A 19,378-nucleotide genomic window follows, 5' to 3' on the forward strand; every position below is an offset into this window, starting at 1 on the left:
CCGAAGTCCCGGGCCGTGGTGTCTACTGGAGCGCATGCCTGAGCACGTCTCCGGGTGGCCCGACGGCCACTCCCTCCCCGCTCTCCCGCAACAGCGGCAGACAGGCCCCCGGTCGGAGTCCGTGGAGCTGACCACGGAGGAGAGAGACGCTTTCACCGAGCTGGTGCGCCAGTTGGGCGGAGACCGGGGCGTCTAGGTGACCGGGGCGTCTAGGAAAGCTGCGCCGCCCGCCGCTCCATCGCCTCACGCGCCGCGTCCTCGCTGACGTACACCTCGCACATGTGCCGCCCGTCCGGCGTCGCCGTGTGCTCGACCTCCCAGAGGGAGAGCTCCTCGCCGTCACGCAGCAGGAACGCGTGCTCGTAGAGCGAGAAGCACAGCCCCGCCCGCCCGGCGCGGCAGGGGCGGCCGAAGGCCTGGGTGATCCGGTGGCCGGACGCCGTGGCCAGCAGGGCCGCCGTGTCCGCTCCCGGCCGGTCCGGGTTCTCCGCCCGGCGCAGTAAACGGCGCGCGTGGTCCGCCGAGTCGTCGGCGGCGTAGGCGTGCCGGGGCGCGGGGACCGGTGACAGTTGCACCGTCACCGGCAGTTCGAAGTCGGGTGTGTCCGGCGGCAGCGGCAGACGCCCGGTCGCGGCCCGCAGCTCCTCCTCGTCCACATAGACCTCGTGCTGCGGTTCGCTGCCCGGTGCCGTGTTGTGGACGAGTTCCCAGAGGGTGAGCGCCGAACCGTCGGCGAGCAGCCACGTGTGCCGGTACGTCTCCCGGTGCAGGCCCGCGCTGTGGTGCGCGGAGTGCAGCGAACCGTCGTGGGCCAGGGCGCAGTCCAGCCGCCTTATCGTCTCGTCCGGTAGCTCGAAGGAGTTCAGGGCGCGGCCGAGGAGTCGCGCGAGGTGCTCCTCCGGAGACTCGGGCGAGTCGTGGGGTTCGTACGCTGCCGTCTCGTACGGAACGCTCAAGGTTTCTCCCGGCGTTGCTGCATGTCACCTTGTGGGTGCATACCGTAGCCCCTCGGTCGGACATCATGTCCGGGAACCGAGAAAACGTACGTCCGGGAAAACGCGCGGGCCGCGCGAAAAGTTCCCGCGCGGCCCGGTCGGTCCGTCAAAAACCCCAGTTGGGGCGGATGTTCACTCGCTCATGACGCGCTGTCCGCGACCCACTGGCTCCATGGCATGTTCCAGCCGTTGAGCCCGTTGTCCGGCGACACCGTCTTGTCGGGGGAGTTCTTCACGATCACCACGTCGCCGATGAGCGAGTTGTCGTAGAACCACTTGGCGGGCGTGCTGCCCCCGGCGCCCTGGACGTCCGCGAGGCCGACGCAGCCGTGGCTGGTGCCCTGGCTTCCGAAGGGCGGATTGCCCTTGTTGTACCAGTAGTTGCCGTGGATGAAGGTGCCGGACGTCGTCAGGCGCATCGCGTGCGGCACGTCCGGGATGTCGTACTCCCCGCCGAGACCGACCGTCCGGCTGTTCATCCGGGTCTGCGTGAACTTCTCCGAGATCACCATCTGCCCGTTGTACGTGGTGTGCTCCGGGCTGCCCGCCGAGATCGGGATCGTCTTGATGGTCTTGCCGTCCCGGACGACCGTCATGGTCTGCGTGTTGACGTCGACCGTGGAGACCTGCGAGCGCCCGACGGTGAAGGTGACCGTCTTCTTCTGCACGCCGTAGACACCGTTCGCGCCCTCGACCCCGTCCAGGTCGATCTTCATCGTCACCTTGGAGCCGGCCTTCCAGTACTCCTCGGGCCGGAAGTCGAGCCGCTGCCCGTTGAACCAGTGCCCGACCACCTTCTGCCCGCTGCTGGAGGTGACCGTGATGCGCGACTGCACGGCCTTCCGCTCGGTGATGGCCTTGTCGAAGGTGAACGACACCGGCATGCCCGCGCCGACCGTGGTGCCGTTGTCCGGCGTGTACGTCCCGATGAAGCTGTTCGACGACGACACCGTCGTGAAGATGGAGTTGGCCGCGGCCGTCCGGCCGTCCGTGTCCTTCGCGGTCGCCGATATCTGGTACTTCGTCCCGCGCTCCAGCTGCTCCTTCGGCTTCCACGCCTTGCCGTCGGAGGAGATCGAGCCCGGCACGGCCTGACCGCCGCCCGACACCGTCATCTTCACGTCGGTCAGCTTCCCGTCGCTGACCTTCACGCCGGTCGAGTTGATGGACGCGCCCGTCGAGCCGTCCTTCGCCGAGATGGCGATCTTCGCGACGGACGTATTGCCCGTGCCCTTGCCGCCCTTGGCGTCGTCCTCGGCGTTGGCGCTGCCACCACAGGCGGTGAGCGTCAGGGCGCCGACCATCAGGGCGGCACAGGCCCCCAGTGTGCGCCGCGCAGCAATGTCCGGCGTTGTCACGGGCTGCTCCCAGTTCGTGTGATGTGAGTGATCCGCTCCAGTACGTGAAGGAAGAGGGACCGGGCGGCCGTTCGGGTTGCGTCCGACCGCCAGGAACGACATCACCGTTACATGGCCGCGACAATGTCCGGCATCGCTGTGGAGCCGCTGTGCGTGCCCGCCCGCTCAGCGGCCCGCGTACAACTCCCCGTACGACGGCCACGCCCCGCCAGGACCGTCGACCGACTCGGCGGCGCGCACCGCCCGTACGATCGCGCGGGTCACCACATCGGCGCCCGCCGCGAGGACCTCGTTGAGGGCGAGCGGGTTCGCGGCGTCCAGGGCACGGTCTCCCGTCGCCAGCGCGAACACCGTGTCCCCGTCGTTGAGGAGGTGCACCGGCCGCACCGCGCGGGCGATGCCGTCGTGAGCCGTGCCGGCCAGCTTCTGCGCCTGGGCCTTCGACAGCTCCGCGTCCGTGGCGACCACCGCGAGCGTGGTGTTGAGCGGCGGGGGCGCGCTCCTCGCTGCCGTCTCGGCGAGGCGCCGCCGCGCGGCCGCGTGGACCTCCGCCTCCGGGTACTCCACCCGCCCCTGGAACAACTCCCCGTACAGCACCCCCGTTTCCGGATCCACCGTCGAACCCGCCGCGTTGGCCACCACCAGCGCGGCCACCGTGACACCCGAGCCGAGCACCGTGCTCGCGCTGCCGATGCCGCCCTTCACCACCCCGGTCACCGCCCCCGTGCCGGCGCCCACGCAGCCCTGGGCCACCCGCGCGCCGAGCTCACTCGCCGCTGCCGCCTCGACCGCGGCACGGCCGGTGGCCGCGTCCGGCCGGGCCCGGAAGTCGCCGCCCCGCCCCAGATCGAAGACACAGGCGGCGGGCACCACCGGCACGACATGCGCCGGGTCCGCCCCGACCCGGATCCCGCGCCCCCGTTCCTCCAGCCAGGCCATCACCCCCGACGCCGCGTCCAGCCCGTAGGCGCTGCCGCCGGTCAGCACGATCGCCTCGACCTTCCGCACCACGTTGCGCGGGTCGAGCGCGTCCGTCTCCTTGGTCCCGGGGCCACCGCCCCGCACATCCACGGCGGCCACGGCCCCGCCCTCCGGGGCGAGCACGACCGTGGTGCCGGTGAGCCAACCGTCGCCGGCGCGGGTCGCGTGCCCCACGCGCAGGCCGGAGACATCCGTCAGAGCGTCCACCAGAGCGTCAACTGTCATGGCGCCCAGTGTTGTCCAGCGGCAGGCCGTCGTGGGCGTACCGGGCGCCGCTGGGCCGGCCGGCGTGGTCAGCCGGTCAGGCTCGACGAGACGTGGTCCCTCGCCGGGCGTGCGGCCAGCGTCTCTCCCGCCACCACCGACAGCGCGCAGACCACGCCCGCCGCGAGCACCGCCCAGTCACCCAGGAACGTGCAGCAGATCACCAGCAGTGCCGTCGTCGGCAGCACAAGCTGCTGGGTGATGCCCGCCTTGAAGTGACGCGAGTGCAGGGCCCACACGGTCAGCAGATACAGGGCGGTCGGCAGGGTGACGGCGGCCGACGCCGCCAGCGTGGAGATGTGCGCCTTGCCGACCGATTGCTCCACCGCCACCTCCAGTCCGGCCCCGATCGCGGCCGCCGAGGCGAAGACCACGTAGTGGCCGTAGCCCCACAGGAACGCCTGCCGGTTGGACCGCAGATGGCCGTGGATGGGCACCACGAAGTAGATCCACCACGCGGCGAAGATGATCAGCAGCCCGCCCGACGCGATGGGGAGGAGCTCGCCCAGCGCGTCGTTCTCGTCGATACCGGACTTCACGGCGATCGTGGCCGCGGCGATCGTCTCGCCCAGCACGATGATGGTGAACAGTCCGTAGCGCTCCGCGATATGGCGGGGATGCCAGGACGTGGGGTGGCCCCTCTCCGCGACGAGCGGCACGCACATCTCCAGCAGCGCCATCACCAGGAACCACCAGGGCCGGGCGCCCTCGGGCAGGAGCACCAGACCCAGCCAGCCGACCTGGCACAGCAGCACCCCGCCGGCGTAGCGCAGGGCCGTCGTCCGCTCCGGGCCCTCGGCGGCACGGGCCGCCCGCAGCCACTGCGTCGCCAGGGCCAGCCGCATGATCACGTAGCCCAGCCAGACCACGAGGAAGTCGTGCTCCTCGAACGCCTGCGAGACCCCCGCCGCGAGGACCAGCACACCCGCGATCTGCACCAGCGTGACGACCCGGTACAGCACGTCGTCGTTGTCGTACGCCGACGCGAACCACGAGAAGTTCATCCACGCCCACCACACGGCGAAGAAGACCATCGCGTAGTCGAGGATCCCCTCGCCCGCATGGCCCTCGGCGACGGAGTGCACGAGCTGGATGCCCGCCTGGGCGACGGCCACGACGAAGCACAGGTCGAAGAAGAGTTCCAGCGCCGAGGCCGTCCGGTGCGCCTCGTCGCGTCCGCGGGCCCTGAGCCTGCGCAGCGGTCCCCGGTCGCCGGGCGGGCCGGCGGGGACGGGCGGGGGAGTGGGGCTGGACGTCATGATTCCCAGCACAACAGAAGGCGCGGGGATTTTCTCCGCGACCGTACCCTGGACGCATGAGTAGCGCCCCCGATCCCGAGCCGCGCGCGCCGAAGCCCGCGCTGGTCTTCGACGACCCGCTCGACCAGCAGTCCTCCGACGACACCGACCGCGGCTGGGGCGAGCGCACCGACTCGGGCGGCGGCGCGGCCGACCTCAAGCGCTTCCTCGACGAGAAGCCGCCCCACCACTTCTGAGCCAGGCGGCTTCGCCACTTCTCGGCAAGGTGGCCCCGCCACATCCCGGCCAGGCGACCCCACCCTCCCCGGGCAAGGCCGCCCCACCCCCTCCGCGCCGCCCTTGGCGCTACCGCTCCTGCTGGTCGGGCCCCGCACCACGCTGTGCGACCAGCGCGTCCCGGATCTCCTTCAGCACCTCCAGCTCGGTCACCTCGAGGACCTCCTGAGTGCCCTCCTTCGCCTTGCGGCGGGCCTCCTGCCGGGCCAGGTACTTCGCCATGGGCAGGACCATCAGGAAGTAGACGACCGCCGCGGTGATCACGAAGCTCATGGCGGCGCCGAGAACGGAACCCCACAGGATCTGGATGCCCTGCTCGCCCTCGCACGTCGTGCTCAGGCAGGAGCTGTAGTGGTCGAGGTTCTTGGTCCCGATGGCCCCGACGACCGGGTTGACGATCCCCTTCACCACGGCGTTGACGATGTTCGTGAACGCGGCGCCGATCACCACCGCCACGGCCAGATCGACGACGTTCCCGCGCATCAGGAAGGCCTTGAAGCCCTCCCAGAGGCTCGGTTCCTTCTTCTCGCTCACCTCGGGGCCTTTCCTCGCACGAGCAGCTTATGGAACAAAACGCTCCGCAACCTACGTCACGCTTGGGCCGAACCGAGCACCTGGGTCCCTCGAACGTGGGCCTTGACGAGATCGTGCACAGCATCACCACAGCGTCACCGCCAACCGCGCCGTGGCGCTCGCCCCGGCGAGCCGGGCGGCGGTGGCACGGGGGACCGAGAGCACGACCAGCGCCCCGCCCTCGTTCGCGCCCTCCAGGGGCTCCGGCACCTTCGTCACCCTGGCCTCGCGCGCGACCACACGGGCGTCGCCGCCCGGCACCGTCCCCTCGGCGGCGATGACGTCGACCCGGTCGCCCGGCCGCAGCAGCCGTACCGTCGCCGCGTCGGCGATCCGGATCGGGGCCGTCACCGCCCCCGCCGTCACCGCCCCCGCGGCACCGCGCGTCCGCGCGGACCTCTCCCCGGACACCGAGGCCGTGTGCGCGGGAGACTGAGCCCGGGGCTGACCACGGGCTCCGTCACCGTCACGCGGTCCGGCCGCCACCAGCGCGGTCGCGGTGACCGCGAGCCCGACGGCCAGGGCCCGCCGCCGGTGCCGCCCGAGCCGGCCCGACCGGTACCGGCCCCCGCGCACCCGCACGGGATCGAAGCGCGGCACCTCCCGCGTCGCGGGCACCTCGGGGCCGGGCGGGAGGGCGGCGACGGGTGAGCCGCCGAAGAGGGAAGACGTGAGGGGAGCGAGGGACACGGGAACCACCACCTGCGACGAGGACCGGCTTGCGATCCCCACGATGAGGCTTCCCGCCGCCGCCCGCTGAGGCCTGTGGACCTACCCCGACCTGTGGACAACTCCCTCACCCGAACGGCAAGTTCCGCCGCCCATGCCAAGGAATCCGCAGCCTCATGCCAAGAAATCCGCCTCCCCGCGCCAGGAAATCCGCCTCCCCACGCCGAGAAAGAAGCGCGTCCTGCCGACTACGGCAGCGCGAACCCCGGATCCATCCCACCCAACGCCCCGCCGCACAGACAGTCCCGCTCGTCCTCCCCCGGCAGCCCGGCCACCGCGTCGAACAGCACCCCCCGCAACCGCCCCACGTTCGCCGCGAACACCCGCAGCACCTCGTCGTGCGAGACGCCCTCCCCGCTCTCGGCACCCGCGTCGAGGTCGGTGACCAGGGTCAGGGACGTGTAGCAGAGCTCCAGCTCACGGGCGAGTGCCGCCTCGGGATGCCCGGTCATCCCCACCACCGACCAGCCCTGCGCCTGGTGCCACAACGATTCGGCACGGGTCGAGAAGCGCGGCCCCTCGACCACGACCAGCGTGCCGCCGTCCACCGGCTCCCAGTCCCGGCCGCGCGCCGCCTTCAGCGCGACGGCCCGCCCGGCGGAGCAGTAGGGGTCGGCCAGCGACACGTGCACCACGTTCGGCACCGACCCGTCGGGCAGCGGCTCTCCGTCGAAGTACGTGTTCGCGCGGGACTTCGTGCGGTCGACCAGTTGGTCCGGCACCAGCAGCGTGCCCGGCCCGTACTCGGGACGCAGGCCGCCCACGGCGCACGGGGCGAGCACCTGGCGCACGCCTACCGACCGCAGGGCCCACAGATTGGCCCGGTAGTTGATCCGGTGCGGCGGCAGGTGGTGGCCCCGCCCGTGCCTCGGCAGGAAGGCGACCCGCCGGCCGGCCACGTCACCGAGGAAGAGGGAGTCGCTGGGCGGCCCGTACGGGGTGTCGACCTGTACCTCGGTCACGTCGTCGAGGAAGGAGTAGAACCCGGAGCCGCCGATGACGCCGATCCCGGCGCCCGCCCTGTCCGCCGGGCCCGCCACGTTGTCCGCCGAGCCCGCCTCGTTCGCCTTGTTCGCCATGTCCGCACCCTAACCGCACGCGGAAACGCCGAGGACCCCGTCGCCCGAAGGGCGACAGGGTCCCGGAAAAATCAGGTCTTACGCGGCGGTCGTGCTGCTGCTGGTGGAGCTTCCCGTGCCCGACGAAGAGCTCGAGGACGAACTCGAAGACGAGCTCGAGGAAGAGCCCGAACCGGAACTCGAGCCAGAGCCCGAACCGGAGTCGGAGGACGACGAGGAGCTCGACGACTTCGCCGGGGAGCTGCTCGACGAGGAGCCGCGGCTGTCGTTCCGGTAGAAGCCGGAGCCCTTGAAGACGATGCCGACCGCCGAGAACACCTTCTTCAGGCGGCCCTCGCAGTTCGGGCACTCGGTGAGGGCGTCGTCGGTGAACTTCTGCACCGCCTCGAGGCCCTCGCCACACTCGGTGCACTGGTACTGGTAGGTCGGCACTGTCTTCCTCCTGGCACTCTCACTCGATGAGTGCTAACGACGGTCCATAGTGACGTATTCCAGCCGCTCAGTCCACCGCCACCGGCACGCGGTGACCCACGCCACGTGCGACCGTCCGCCCGTGGGGGCGCCCAGCCAGGCGGGAACGCAGGGCCAGCAGGGTCGCCAGGGCGAGCACGGTGCCGCCCATGGGCACCAGGAAACCGGCACCGCCCCAGAGGCGGTCCTCCAGTTGCCCGGCGACGGTTACGGCCGCCGCCTGGCCGAGTGCCACCGCGCCGGTCAGCCAGGTGAAGGCCTCGGTGCGGGCACCGGCCGGGACCAGGCCGTCGACCAGGGTGTAACCGGTGATCAGGGCGGGCGCGATGCACATGCCGACCAGCAGGCCGAGACCGGCCAGGACCGGCACCGAGTGGGCGGCCCACAGTCCCGACGCGGTGAGCGCCAGGGCCGTGTAGCCGATGACCAGGCGCCGCTGCGGGGCCGCCTTCCAGGCGATCGCGCCACAGACGACGCCGGAGAGCATGTTGCCCGCGGCGAAGACGCCGTAGAGGACGCCGTTCAGGCCCGGTTCGCCGATCGACTCGGTGAACGCGGCCAGGGAGACCTGCATGCCGCCGAAGACGGCACCGATGCCCAGGAAGGTCACCATCAGCACGCGCACACCGGGGACGCGCAGCGCGGAAACGTGCTCCACGCGCGCGTGCCCGCCGCCTTCGACGGAGGGCTGGGTGCTCTTCTGCGCGGCGAACAGCAGACCGCCGATCAGCGTCAGCGAGGCCTCGGTGACCAGCCCGGCGGCCGGGTCGATCGCCGTGCACAGGGCGGTGGCCAGCAGCGGTCCGACGACGAAGGTCAGTTCGTCCGTGACGGACTCGAAGGCCGCCGCGGTGGTCATCAGGGGCGAGTCCTTGAGCTTCACGCCCCAGCGGGCCCGCACCATGGGACCGACCTGCGGCACCGAGGCGCCGGTCGGGACGGCCGCCACGAACACCGCCCACAACGGGGCGTCCAGCAGCGCGAGCGCCGTCAGCGTCAGACCGGAGACCGCGTGCAGCAGCACCCCGGGGATCAGCACGGCACGCTGCCCGTAGCGGTCGGCGAGGCGGCCGCTGTAGGGCGCGAACAGGGCCATGGAGACACCGGTGACCGCCGCGGCGGCGCCCGCCGCTCCGTAGGAGCCGGTGGTGTGCTGCACCAGCAGCACGATGGAGATCGTCAGCATCGCGAACGGCTGGCGTGCCGCGAAACCGGGGAGCAGGAACGTCCAGGCGCCGCGGGTGCGCAGCAGCCGGCCGTATCCCGGGCGGGCGGAAGCCGTCGAGTTCTTCGACTTCTTCGAGGTGACCGTGGACGCCACGGCCCGTGCCTTTCTGCCGCCTGGTAGCACGGCCCGGTCAGCGGGCGGAGCCGAGAGCTGTCCTCTTGCGCGGAACTGCGGTAGATGCCGGGGCCCGGTGAGGAGGGATGTCCCGACCGCCATACGGCCGCGCCAGCTCTGCGTCAGACAGAGTTGATTCGATCTGGGTACGCCTTCATCGTACAGGGATCAAGGGGGTGCGCGCCTGTGAAAGCGAGCACCAAGAGTCCGCCCGCCTTGCAAATACGAACCGGCACGAACCGGCCCTTAACGACTCGCCCCGTCCGTCCCCAGCCACCCGGCCAGCTTGCCGCCGTGGCCCACGGCCCGCAGCCGCTTCTCCGTCGCGTCCCGGACCGGGTCCGTGGCCACGACGAGCAGCTCGTCCCCGCGTTGCAGCACCGTCGTGGGGAGCGGAACGAACGATTCGTTCGCGCGCACGACGAGCGTCACGGCGGCGCCGGGCGGCAGCCGCAGCTCGCCCACCTCCACGCCGTGCATCTTCGACCCCTCGGGGATCGCCACCGACAGCAGATGCCCGCGCAGCCGCTCCAGCGGGGCCGACTCGATGCCCAGGTCGGCGGCCTCCGAACCGTCGCCCAGGTGCAGCTTGCGGCCCAGCCACGGCAGCGTCGGACCCTGGACCAGGGTGTAGACGACGACCAGGACGAAGACGATGTTGAAGATCCGGCGGCTGGCGTCGACGCCTTCCACCATGGGGATGGTCGCCAGGATGATGGGCACGGCCCCGCGCAGTCCCGCCCAGGACATCAGGGCCTGCTCACGCCACGGCACCCGGAAGGGCGTCAGGCAGAACACCACGCTCAGCGGACGCGCCACCATGGTCAGCACCAGTCCGATGGCGAGGGCGGGCACGATGTCGTCGCCCAGCTCGTGCGGCGTGACCAGCAGGCCGAGCAGGACGAACATGCCGATCTGGGCCATCCAGCCGAGCCCGTCGGCGAAGCCGCGCGTGGCCGGCCAGTGCGGCAGCCGCGCGTTGCCCATCACCATCGCGGCGAGGTACACCGCGAGGAACCCGCTGCCATGGGCCAGCGCACCCGCCGCGTAGGCCACCGTGGCGATCGCCATGACGGCGATCGGGTAGAGGCCGGAGGCGGGCAGGGCCACATGCCGCAGCCCCCAGGAGCCCAGCCAGCCCACCGCGAGCCCGATGGCCGCGCCGATGGCCAGCTCCAGCAGGATCACGCCCAGCAGGACGTACCAGTGCTCGACCGGGCCCGCCGTGGACAGGGAGACCACGAGGATGACCACGGGGGCGTCGTTGAATCCGGACTCCGCCTCCAGCGTGCCCGTCACGCGCGCGGGGAGGGGCAGTTTGCGCAGCACGGAGAAGACGGCCGCCGCGTCGGTCGAGGAGACGACCGCCCCGATGATGAGCGCCTGCCGCCACTCGAGACCGATCAGGTAGTGCGCGGCCGACGCCGTGACCCCGACGCTCACCGCGACACCGGCCAGCGCCAGTGCCGTGGCGGCCGGCAGGGCCGGCTTGATCTCCTTCCACTTCGTGCCCAGACCGCCCTCGGCCAGGATCACGACCAGGGCCGCGTATCCGATGACCTGGGTCAGTTCGGCGTTGTCGAAGTGGATGTCGCCCACGCCGTCCTGGCCCATGGCGACGCCTATGCCCAGGTAAACGAGCAGGCTGGGGAGCCCGCTGCGCGAGGAGATCCGTACCGCTGCGACGGCGACGAGCAGGACGAGCGAGCAGACGAGCAAGAGCTGGTTGAGGTGGTGAACAGTCAGCGGCCGAATCCTTCCCTGGCCCGCACGCACCCGCGCGTGGGCTCACGTACATCGCACATGACGCTGTGGCGCACCGCGCCAACTACTTCGTTACCTTACCTAACTCTTGACGATTTCTTGACGCTTCCGAGGGCAAGATCGAACGTTCGTCCGTGCCGGTTCCCGACTCCGCGTCAAGGGGCGCAAGGCCCTGCGCCTATCGTTGCTCCAGCGCTCAGTTAAAAGCACAGCCGAACCTGCCGCTCGCGTTAGGACAGCAAGGACAGCGATGCCCCCCAACACCACCGCCTCCACGGGTCAGCAGCCCGGCAAGTCCGGCAGGAGAAAGGGGCGCAAAGCCCGACTGGTCCTGATCGTCCTGGTGCTGGCCCTCATCGGGGGCGTGGCCTTCGGGGGGTACTGGTCCGTCAGCACCGTCCGGGCTTCCTTCCCGCAGACCAAGGGCACCCTCACACTCAAGGGCCTCTCGGGACCGGTCGAGGTCAAACGGGACAACAACGGCATCCCGCAGATCTATGCCTCCTCCGACGCGGACCTGTTCATGGCGCAGGGCTACGTCCAGGCGCAGGACCGGTTCTACGAGATGGACGTACGCCGCCACATGGCCTCCGGGCGGCTGTCGGAGATGTTCGGCAAGAGCCAGGTCGACAACGACGAGTTCCTGCGCACGCTCGGCTGGGACCGGGTCGCCAAGAAGGAGTACGACACCAAGCTGTCGGCCTCCACGAAGAAGTACCTCCAGGCGTACTCCAAGGGGGTCAATTCCTACCTCCAGGGCAAGGACGGCAAGGACATCTCCCTGGAGTACGCGGCGCTCGGCTTCACCAACGACTACAAGCCGCAGAGCTGGAACCCGGTCGACTCGGTCTCCTGGCTGAAGGCGATGGCCTGGGACCTGCGCGGCAACATGCAGGACGAGACCGACCGCGCCCTGCTGACCAGCCGCCTCGGCCCGAAGCAGATCGCCGACCTGTACCCGGAGTACCCGTCCGGCCGCAACAAGGCGATCGTCCAGGAGGGCCAGTACAACGAGCTGTCGGGCACGTTCGAACAGGGCGGCACGAGCGGCGGCTCCACAGGCACAGGTGGCTCCACCGGGACCGGCGGCTCCACAGGCACCGGGGGCACCGCCTCCGGCAGCTCCACCGGCTCGGGCACGCAGGGCCTCCAGAGTCAGCTCACCGGCCTCACCAAGGTCCTGGACGACCTCCCGCCGGCCGTCGGTGTGAACGGCGACGGCATCGGCTCCAACTCCTGGGTCGTCTCCGGGGAGCACACCATCACCGGCAAGCCGCTGCTGGCCAACGACCCGCACCTCTCGCCCTCGCTGCCCTCCGTCTGGTACCAGATGGGCCTGCACTGCCGCAGCGTCTCCAGCGCGTGCCAGTACGACGTCTCCGGCTACACCTTCGCGGGTATGCCCGGCGTGATAATCGGTCACAACCAGGACATCGCCTGGGGCATGACCAACTCCGGCGTCGACGTCACGGACCTCTACCTGGAGAAGATCACCGGCAACGGCTACCAGTACGACGGCAAGATCAAGCCGTTCCAGACGCGCGAGGAGACCATCAAGGTCGCCGGCGGCGAGTCCAAGAAGATCGTCGTACGCGAGACCAACAACGGGCCCTTGCTGTCGGACCGTGACGAAGAGCTGGTGAAGGTCGGCAAGAAGGCCGGAGTCAACACCGCCGCACCCGACAGAGGCGACGGCTACGGCGTCGCGCTGCGCTGGACCGCGCTGCAGCCGGGCACCACCATGGACTCCGTCTTCGCCATGGACAAGGCGAAGAACTGGACCGACTTCCGCAAGGCCGCCGCGCAGTTCGAGGTGCCCTCGCAGAACCTGATCTACGCGGACACCCAGGACAACATCGGCTACACCCTCCCGGGGAAGATCCCCACACGTCCGGAGGGCGACGACGGCTCGATCCCCGCGCCCGGCTGGGACCCCAAGTACCGCTGGACCGGCTACATCGAGCAGGACGCGCTGCCGTACGAGTACAACCCGGGGCGCGGCTACATCGTCACCGCCAACCAGGCCGTGATCGACCCGGACAAGTACCCCTACACGCTCACCAAGGACTGGGGCTACGGCACGCGCAGCCAGCGGATCAGCGACCTGATCCAGTCGAAGATCAAGGACGGCGGCAAGGTCTCCACGGACGACATGCGCCAGATGCAGCTCGACAACAGCAGCGAGATCGCCCGGCTGCTGGTGCCCACGCTGCTGAAGATCGACCCCGAGAACAAGGACGTCCGCGAGGCGCAGAAGCTCCTCGAGGGCTGGGACTACACCCAGGACGCCGACTCGGCCGCCGCGGCCTACTTCAACGCGGTCTGGCGCAACATCCTCAAGCTCGCCTTCGGCAACAAGCTGCCCAAGGAGCTGCGGCCCAAGGGCCAGTGCCTGTGGGTCAAGCCGGTCAACACCACCGGGCCCGCCGACGAGACCGAGGAGACCCGCGAGTGCGGCCAGCGCGACCCCGACCAGGCGCAGCCCGACGGCGGCGACCGCTGGTTCGAGGTGGTCCGCAAGCTGATGGAGCAGCCCAAGAGCGACTGGTGGAAGACGCCCGAGGCGGGCACCCGTCCCCCGGCCGCCAACCGTGACCAGCTGTTCAGGCGGGCCATGATCGACGCCCGCTGGGAGCTGACCGCCAAGCTCGGCAAGGACATCGACACCTGGAGCTGGGGCCGGCTGCACCGGCTGTTCCTGGACAACCAGACCCTCGGCACCGAGGGCCCCGGTTTCCTCCAGTTCGCCCTCAACCGCGGCCCGTGGGAGCTCGGGGGCGGCGAGGCGACGGTCAACGCGACCGGCTGGAACGCCGCCGCCGGCTACAGCGTCGTCTGGGTGCCGTCCATGCGGATGGTCGTGAACCTCGGCGACCTCGACAAGTCGAAGTGGATCAACCTCTCCGGCGCGTCGGGGCACGCCTACAGCGCCCACTACGTCGACCAGACGGACAAGTGGGCCGACGGCGAACTGCTGCCGTGGTCCTACTCGGACAAGGCGGTCGAGGACAGCGCGACCGACAAGCTGGTGCTCAAGCCGTGAGCCACTGACGCCCGCACAACGAAAACGGCCCTCCACGCACGCGTGGAGGGCCGTTTCTCGTTTGCCGGTATCAGTCGGCCGGTCGGCTGAACCGCTGTACCCCCGAGGGAGTCACCACCGCGTGCACCGGCCGGTCGTGCGCCTCCTCCGGGACGTGCTCGATCACCTCCGAGTCGTACAACAGCACCACCAGGGAAGGCCGGGCACCCGCCCGCTCCAGCCGCGCCAGGACACGGTCGTACGAGCCGCCGCCACGCCCGAGCCGCATCCCGCGCGTGTCGACCGCGAGCCCCGGCAGCAGCACGGCGTCGGCGGCGGTCACGGCGTCCGGCCCGAGGCGCTCGCCGGAGGGCTCGAAGAGCTCCATCCTGCCGCCGCCGTGCCGGACACGCGCGAGCGAGGCCTCGCCTTCGTAGACGCCCCAGTCCAGGTCGTTGTCGGCCAGCAGGGCCGGAAGAAGGACGCGCACGCCCCGGGCGCGCAGCGTGTCCAGGAGCGCGAGCGTCCCCGGTTCACTCCCCACGGAGACGTACGCCGCGACCGTGCCGGCCCGCGCCAACTCCGGCAGTTCCAGCGCCCGCCCGGCCAGTGCTGCCGAGGTTTCCCGCAGGTCATCTGCCGTCAACCTGTTCCTCACCGCGAGGAGCTCTCGCCGCAAACTCCGCTTGTCAGGCTCGCCCGGACGCCCGATGTGACTCAATGGTTGCTCCCGTACCGTGTTAATACGCTCATATGAGCGTCCATGAACCGGAGCCGCAGATTCCGCCCAAAGGCACCGGATATGGTGGCGGACATGACTCAGTCGCACCCTCGGATCAGCAAGGCTGTCATTCCCGCAGCAGGCCTCGGCACCCGGTTCCTTCCGGCCACCAAAGCCACTCCCAAGGAGATGCTGCCGGTCGTCGACAAGCCGGCGATCCAGTACGTGGTCGAGGAGGCCGCCGGCGCGGGTCTCGACGACGTCCTCATGGTGACGGGCCGCAACAAGCGCCCCCTCGAGGACCACTTCGACCGCAACTACGAACTGGAGTCGGCGCTTCAGAAGAAGGGCGACGCCGGCCGCCTCGCCAAGGTCCAGGAGTCCAGCGACCTCGCGACCATGCACTACGTCCGCCAGGGCGACCCCAAGGGCCTCGGCCACGCCGTCCTGTGCGCCGCCCCGCACGTGGGCGAGGAGCCCTTCGCCGTCCTCCTCGGTGACGACCTCATCGACCCCCGCGACCCCCTGCTCCAGCGCATGGTCGAGGTCCAGGAGCAGCGCGGCGGCAGCGTCATCGCGCTCATGGAGGTCGCCCCCGAGCAGATCCACCTCTACGGCTGCGCGGCCGTGGAGACCACCGAGGACAGTGACGTCGTCAAGGTCGGCGGCCTCGTCGAGAAGCCCGACCCGTCCGACGCCCCGTCGAACTACGCGGTCATCGGCCGGTACGTCCTCGACCCGCACATCTTCGACATACTGCGCCGGACCGAGCCGGGCCGCGGCGGCGAGATCCAGCTCACGGACGCCCTACAGCAGCTCGCGGCCGACGAGAAGATCGGCGGCCCGGTGCACGGCGTCGTCTTCAAGGGCCGACGCTATGACACCGGCGACCGCGGCGACTACCTGCGTGCCATTGTCCGACTCGCATGCGAACGTGAAGACCTGGGCCCGGACTTCCGGACCTGGCTTCGCAGTTACGTAGCCGAGGAGATGTAACACGTTGAGCAGCGCCGCGTCCCGCACCCCGGTCCAGGACCACTCGGGCCCCGACCACCTCTGGTCGGTGGACGAGCACCTGGAGGACATCCTCACCACCGTCCGCCCCCTGGAACCCATCGAGCTGCAGCTGCTCGACGCCCAGGGCTGCGTCCTGGTCGAGGACATCACGGTGCCGGTGTCCCTGCCGCCGTTCGACAACAGCTCCATGGACGGCTACGCGGTACGGGTCGCGGACGTGGCGGGCGTGAGCGAGAAGTTCCCGGCGGCCCTGGAGGTCGTCGGGGACGTGGCGGCGGGCCAGGCCGAGCTGCTCCACGTGGGCCCCGGCCAGGCGGCCCGCATCATGACCGGCGCCCCGCTGCCGCCCGGCGCCGAGGCCGTCGTGCCCGTCGAGTGGACCGACGGCGGGCTCGGCGAGGGCCCGGTGCACGGCATGCGCGCCCGCAGCCTCGGCCCCGAGGGCGCCTCCGGACATGTGCAGGTGTACCGCCCGGCCGAGGCACGCGCGCATGTGCGCGCGCAGGGCAGCGACGTGAAGGCCGGCGACCGCGCCCTGCGGGCCGGCACCGTCCTCGGCCCGCCCCAGATCGGCCTGCTCGCCGCGATCGGCCGCGGCACCGTACGCGTCCGCCCGCGCCCGCGCGTGGTGGTGCTCTCCACCGGCAGCGAACTCGTCCAGCCCGACGAGAAACTGCGCACGGGTCAGATCTACGACTCCAACAGCTTCGCCCTCACCGCCGCCGCCCGCGACGCCGGCGCCATCGCCTACCGCGTGGGCGCCGTCGCCGACGACGCCGAGACCCTGCGCTCCACCATCGAGGACCAACTGGTCCGCGCCGACCTGATGGTCACCACGGGCGGTGTCAGCGTCGGGGCGTACGACGTCGTCAAGGAAGCCCTGTCCCACGTGGGCGACGAGGACGAGGCGGGCAGCGGCATCGAGTTCCGCAAGCTCGCCATGCAGCCCGGCAAGCCCCAGGGCTTCGGCTCCATCGGCCCCGACCACACCCCGCTGCTGGCCCTGCCCGGCAACCCGGTGTCGTCGTACGTCTCCTTCGAACTGTTCGTCCGCCCCGCGATCCGCACCCTCATGGGCCTGCGCGACGTCCACCGGCCGACGACCCGGGCCACCCTGGCCGCCGACAAGGCGCTGACCTCGCCGAAGGGCCGCCGCCAGTTCCTGCGGGCCACCTGCGCCGACGGACGGGCGACCCCGGTCGGCGGCGCCGGATCCCATCTGGTCGCGGCCCTCGCCCACGCGGACGCGCTGATCGTCGTCCCCGAGGACACCGAGTCCGTCGAGCCCGACGCCGAGGTCGAGGTGGTCCTGCTCGGCTGAGAGCCGCTGGTTGGGGGTACCGTGTCGCGCACAGCAGGCCCGGACCGGGAGCGCCACACAGCATGAGCACGCAGGATCCCCCTACGCAGGACCGACTGACGCACATCGACGACGCCGGCGCCGCCCGCATGGTCGACGTGTCGGAGAAGGACGTGACCGCGCGCACCGCCCGCGCCAGCGGACGCGTCCTCGTATCGCCCCGCGTGATCGAACTGCTGCGCGGCGAGGGCGTCCCCAAGGGCGACGCCCTCGCGACCGCGCGGATCGCCGGGATCATGGGCGCCAAACGCACCCCCGACCTGATCCCGCTCTGCCACCCCTTGGCGGTCTCCGGTGTGAAACTGGACCTGTCGGTCGCGGACGACGCCGTGGAGATCCTGGCCACCGTGAAGACCACGGACCGTACGGGGGTCGAGATGGAGGCCCTCACCGCGGTATCCGTCGCCGCGCTCACCGTGATCGACATGGTCAAGGCGGTCGACAAGGGAGCGGTCATCACGGACGTACGGGTGGAAGAGAAGACGGGCGGTAAGTCGGGCGACTGGAGCCGGTCATGACGTATCGCGCCTTGGTCGTCACGGCCTCCAACCGGGCCGCCGCCGGGATCTACGAGGACAAGGGCGGTCCGCTGATCTCCGCCGGTCTGAAGGGGTTCGGCTTCGAGGTCGACGGCCCGCAGGTCGTCCCCGACGGTGATCCCGTGGAGGCAGCTCTGCGCGCCGGTGTCGAAACCGGCTACGACGTCATCGTCACCACCGGCGGCACGGGCATCTCGCCCACCGACCGCACCCCCGAGGCGACACGCCGGGTGATCGACCACGAGGTGCCGGGCATCGCCGAGGCCATCCGGGCGTACGGCCGGGAGAAGGTGCCGACCGCGGCGCTCTCCCGGGGCCTGGCCGGAGTGGCCGGCGGAACGCTGATCGTCAATCTGCCCGGCTCCAGCGGAGGCGTGAAGGACGGACTGGCCGTCCTGGAGCCGCTGCTGGTCCACGCCGTCGAGCAGCTCCGCGGCGGCGACCACCCCAGACCCGGCACCGGGGGTGCGAGCTGAACAGCGCATCCTGGCCCGTCGAGCTGGTGGACGGCGACATCGTCCTCCGGCCGATAAAGCTGCGCGACCAGCGGGCATGGCGCGAGGTCAACCGGCGCAACCGCGACTGGCTGCGCCCCTGGGAGGCGACCATTCCGCCGCCCGCGCCCGGCGGGCCCCTCGCGCACCGCCCGACCTTCCGCCAGATGGTGCGGCACCTGAGGTCGGAGGCGAACGCGGGCCGGATGCTGCCCTTCGTCATCGAGTACCAGGGGCGGCTGGTGGGGCAGTTGACGGTCGCCGGGATCACCTGGGGCTCGATGTGCTCGGGGCACATCGGTTACTGGGTGGACGAGTCGGTGGCCGGGCGCGGGGTGATGCCGACGGCGGTGGCGCTCGTCGTGGACCACTGTTTCCGCAGCGTCGGACTGCACCGCATCGAGGTCTGCATTCGCCCCGAGAACGGGCCCAGCCGCCGGGTCGTGGAGAAACTCGGATTCCGTGAGGAGGGGCTCAGGCCCCGTTATCTCCACATCGACGGGGGCTGGCGCGACCACCTCGTGTTCGCCCTCACCGTGGAAGAGGTGCCGGACGGGTTGCTGAGGCGCTGGCACCGGGCACGATCGCAGAGTAATCCGGGAATCCGGCATCACCCCGGAAATTGAATATGTGTTCGAAAATGATCGGCCTGTGACCGTCTCAGGGCAATGAATTCCCGGCCTGGGCGGTCTGCTGATCGCATCGGTCACAAAAAAAGTTCGAAATATCAGCCAGATCGTGCGACACACCGGCTCAATTGGCAGATGGCCTCATGCAAACCCCTCTACGGTGTGAGACGTGAGCAGCAGCGGCCTCATCTACGCAGTCATTGTCGGGGCCTGGGCCGCCTACTTGGTGCCGATGTGGCTCCGTAGGCAGGACGAGCTGAACGAGGCCCGTCCGACGGAACGCTTCAGCACCGCCATCCGGCTGCTTTCCGGCCGGGCGGGGATGGAGCGCCGGTACGCCAAGGACCTGCAGGCGCGCTCCACCGAGGAGGGGGAGCAGGGCGCCGACGACCTGGACGCCGCCACCGACTCGGTGGACGTCCGGGCCTTCGCCGTGTCCAAAACGCGTCCACAGACCCAGGCACCCGTACCGTCGCCCGCCCCGGAACAGCCGGCCCGATCGGGC

19 protein-coding genes and 1 pseudogene are annotated in these 19,378 nt (G+C 70.6%); 9 read left to right on the forward strand and 11 right to left on the reverse strand.

From position 1 onward, the window contains the following. Positions 1 to 34 precede the first annotated feature (34 nt). Positions 35 to 196, forward strand: coding sequence for a hypothetical protein (locus tag ACFTZL_RS21310; RefSeq protein WP_382584967.1), 162 nt, complete (start codon positions 35 to 37; stop codon positions 194 to 196). 13 nt (positions 197 to 209) lie between these two features. Here the strand turns inward: ACFTZL_RS21310 and ACFTZL_RS21315 are convergent, their stop codons facing one another. The 4 genes from ACFTZL_RS21315 to ACFTZL_RS21330 form a co-directional block, all read right to left on the reverse strand. After that, positions 210 to 956 carry a DUF6227 family protein gene (locus ACFTZL_RS21315; RefSeq protein WP_382584970.1) on the reverse strand — a complete coding sequence of 249 codons (747 nt, stop codon included), beginning with the start codon at positions 954 to 956 and terminating at the stop codon, positions 210 to 212. A 179-nt stretch (positions 957 to 1,135) separates the two neighbouring features. After that, positions 1,136 to 2,353 carry an Ig-like domain-containing protein gene (locus ACFTZL_RS21320; RefSeq protein WP_382584973.1) on the reverse strand — a complete coding sequence of 406 codons (1,218 nt, stop codon included), beginning with the start codon at positions 2,351 to 2,353 and terminating at the stop codon, positions 1,136 to 1,138. 165 nt (positions 2,354 to 2,518) lie between these two features. Beyond that, positions 2,519 to 3,559 carry a P1 family peptidase gene (locus ACFTZL_RS21325; protein WP_382584976.1) on the reverse strand — a complete coding sequence of 347 codons (1,041 nt, stop codon included), beginning with the start codon at positions 3,557 to 3,559 and terminating at the stop codon, positions 2,519 to 2,521. A gap of 68 nt (positions 3,560 to 3,627) precedes the next feature. Further along, a complete protein-coding gene (locus ACFTZL_RS21330; RefSeq protein WP_382584978.1) occupies positions 3,628 to 4,857 on the reverse strand; it encodes a low temperature requirement protein A in 1,230 nt (409 codons plus the stop codon). A 56-nt stretch (positions 4,858 to 4,913) separates the two neighbouring features. Between ACFTZL_RS21330 and ACFTZL_RS21335 the strand changes: the two genes are divergently transcribed. Beyond that, positions 4,914 to 5,093, forward strand: a complete 180-nt coding sequence (locus ACFTZL_RS21335; protein ID WP_382584981.1) for a hypothetical protein — start codon at positions 4,914 to 4,916, stop codon at positions 5,091 to 5,093. 109 nt (positions 5,094 to 5,202) lie between these two features. Here ACFTZL_RS21335 and mscL read toward each other — a convergent pair whose 3' ends face one another. The 6 genes from mscL to ACFTZL_RS21365 all read right to left on the reverse strand — a co-directional run bounded on the left by mscL (position 5,203) and on the right by ACFTZL_RS21365 (position 11,103). Next, a complete protein-coding gene (gene mscL, locus ACFTZL_RS21340) occupies positions 5,203 to 5,667 on the reverse strand; it encodes a large conductance mechanosensitive channel protein MscL (protein ID WP_382584984.1) in 465 nt (154 codons plus the stop codon). 123 nt (positions 5,668 to 5,790) lie between these two features. Beyond that, positions 5,791 to 6,324: a hypothetical protein gene (locus ACFTZL_RS21345; protein WP_382585017.1), complete on the reverse strand. Its 534-nt coding sequence runs from the start codon at positions 6,322 to 6,324 to the stop codon at positions 5,791 to 5,793. Positions 6,325 to 6,623: 299 nt separating this feature from the next. After that, on the reverse strand, positions 6,624 to 7,514 hold the full coding sequence (locus ACFTZL_RS21350) for an S-methyl-5'-thioadenosine phosphorylase (RefSeq protein ID WP_382584987.1): 891 nt from the start codon (positions 7,512 to 7,514) through the stop codon (positions 6,624 to 6,626). Between the two features lie 78 nt (positions 7,515 to 7,592). Then, entirely contained in the window at positions 7,593 to 7,946 is a 354-nt protein-coding gene (locus tag ACFTZL_RS21355; protein WP_382584990.1) for an FmdB family zinc ribbon protein, read from the reverse strand. Positions 7,947 to 8,013: 67 nt separating this feature from the next. After that, on the reverse strand, positions 8,014 to 9,306 hold the full coding sequence (locus tag ACFTZL_RS21360; protein WP_382584993.1) for an MFS transporter: 1,293 nt from the start codon (positions 9,304 to 9,306) through the stop codon (positions 8,014 to 8,016). Between the two features lie 267 nt (positions 9,307 to 9,573). Further along, the gene (locus ACFTZL_RS21365) at positions 9,574 to 11,103 is read right to left on the reverse strand and encodes a potassium/proton antiporter (protein WP_382584996.1); all 1,530 of its coding nucleotides are present in this window, start codon (positions 11,101 to 11,103) and stop codon (positions 9,574 to 9,576) included. Positions 11,104 to 11,341: 238 nt separating this feature from the next. Here ACFTZL_RS21365 and ACFTZL_RS21370 point away from each other — a divergent pair, with 238 nt between their 5' ends. Continuing rightward, on the forward strand, positions 11,342 to 14,134 hold the full coding sequence (locus ACFTZL_RS21370; protein WP_382584999.1) for a penicillin acylase family protein: 2,793 nt from the start codon (positions 11,342 to 11,344) through the stop codon (positions 14,132 to 14,134). 70 nt (positions 14,135 to 14,204) lie between these two features. On the opposite strand, the gene ACFTZL_RS21375 is transcribed toward ACFTZL_RS21370, so the two are convergent. After that, on the reverse strand, positions 14,205 to 14,834 hold the full coding sequence (locus ACFTZL_RS21375) for a 5-formyltetrahydrofolate cyclo-ligase (protein ID WP_382585002.1): 630 nt from the start codon (positions 14,832 to 14,834) through the stop codon (positions 14,205 to 14,207). Between the two features lie 93 nt (positions 14,835 to 14,927). Here ACFTZL_RS21375 and galU point away from each other — a divergent pair, with 93 nt between their 5' ends. From galU to ACFTZL_RS21405, 6 genes and pseudogenes are all read left to right on the forward strand, one after another. Then, complete coding sequence (galU, locus tag ACFTZL_RS21380) at positions 14,928 to 15,830, forward strand: UTP--glucose-1-phosphate uridylyltransferase GalU (protein ID WP_382585005.1); 903 nt, start codon at positions 14,928 to 14,930, stop codon at positions 15,828 to 15,830. A 4-nt stretch (positions 15,831 to 15,834) separates the two neighbouring features. Continuing rightward, positions 15,835 to 17,172, forward strand: a complete 1,338-nt coding sequence (gene glp, locus ACFTZL_RS21385) for a gephyrin-like molybdotransferase Glp (RefSeq protein WP_382585008.1) — start codon at positions 15,835 to 15,837, stop codon at positions 17,170 to 17,172. A gap of 62 nt (positions 17,173 to 17,234) precedes the next feature. Continuing rightward, positions 17,235 to 17,729, forward strand: coding sequence for a cyclic pyranopterin monophosphate synthase MoaC (gene moaC, locus ACFTZL_RS21390; protein WP_382585011.1), 495 nt, complete (start codon positions 17,235 to 17,237; stop codon positions 17,727 to 17,729). Then, positions 17,726 to 18,226 carry a molybdenum cofactor biosynthesis protein B gene (locus tag ACFTZL_RS21395; protein ID WP_382585014.1) on the forward strand — a complete coding sequence of 167 codons (501 nt, stop codon included), beginning with the start codon at positions 17,726 to 17,728 and terminating at the stop codon, positions 18,224 to 18,226. The genes moaC and ACFTZL_RS21395 overlap by 4 nt, the downstream gene beginning before the upstream one ends. 23 nt (positions 18,227 to 18,249) lie before the next feature. After that, positions 18,250 to 18,870, forward strand: a complete 621-nt coding sequence (locus ACFTZL_RS21400) for a GNAT family N-acetyltransferase (protein WP_382585020.1) — start codon at positions 18,250 to 18,252, stop codon at positions 18,868 to 18,870. A 172-nt stretch (positions 18,871 to 19,042) separates the two neighbouring features. Continuing rightward, positions 19,043 to 19,378 (forward strand): annotated as a pseudogene (locus ACFTZL_RS21405) (hypothetical protein); the annotation flags it as partial.

Origin of the sequence: Streptomyces sp. NPDC056948, from assembly GCF_042674225.1 — a bacterium.
In the GTDB taxonomy this organism is placed as follows: Bacteria; Actinomycetota; Actinomycetes; order Streptomycetales; family Streptomycetaceae; genus Streptomyces; species Streptomyces purpurascens.

Coding starts and splice junctions, on each gene's coding strand:
- ACFTZL_RS21325 (WP_382584976.1), bottom strand. CDS start 3,559: ATGACAGTTGACGCTCTGGTGGACGCTCTGACGGATGTCTCCGGCCTG.
- ACFTZL_RS21310 (WP_382584967.1), top strand. CDS start 35: ATGCCTGAGCACGTCTCCGGGTGGCCCGACGGCCACTCCCTCCCCGCT.
- ACFTZL_RS21395 (WP_382585014.1), top strand. CDS start 17,726: ATGACGTATCGCGCCTTGGTCGTCACGGCCTCCAACCGGGCCGCCGCC.
- ACFTZL_RS21330 (WP_382584978.1), bottom strand. CDS start 4,857: ATGACGTCCAGCCCCACTCCCCCGCCCGTCCCCGCCGGCCCGCCCGGC.
- ACFTZL_RS21370 (WP_382584999.1), top strand. CDS start 11,342: ATGCCCCCCAACACCACCGCCTCCACGGGTCAGCAGCCCGGCAAGTCC.
- ACFTZL_RS21335 (WP_382584981.1), top strand. CDS start 4,914: ATGAGTAGCGCCCCCGATCCCGAGCCGCGCGCGCCGAAGCCCGCGCTG.
- ACFTZL_RS21350 (WP_382584987.1), bottom strand. CDS start 7,514: ATGGCGAACAAGGCGAACGAGGCGGGCTCGGCGGACAACGTGGCGGGC.
- galU (WP_382585005.1), top strand. CDS start 14,928: ATGACTCAGTCGCACCCTCGGATCAGCAAGGCTGTCATTCCCGCAGCA.
- moaC (WP_382585011.1), top strand. CDS start 17,235: ATGAGCACGCAGGATCCCCCTACGCAGGACCGACTGACGCACATCGAC.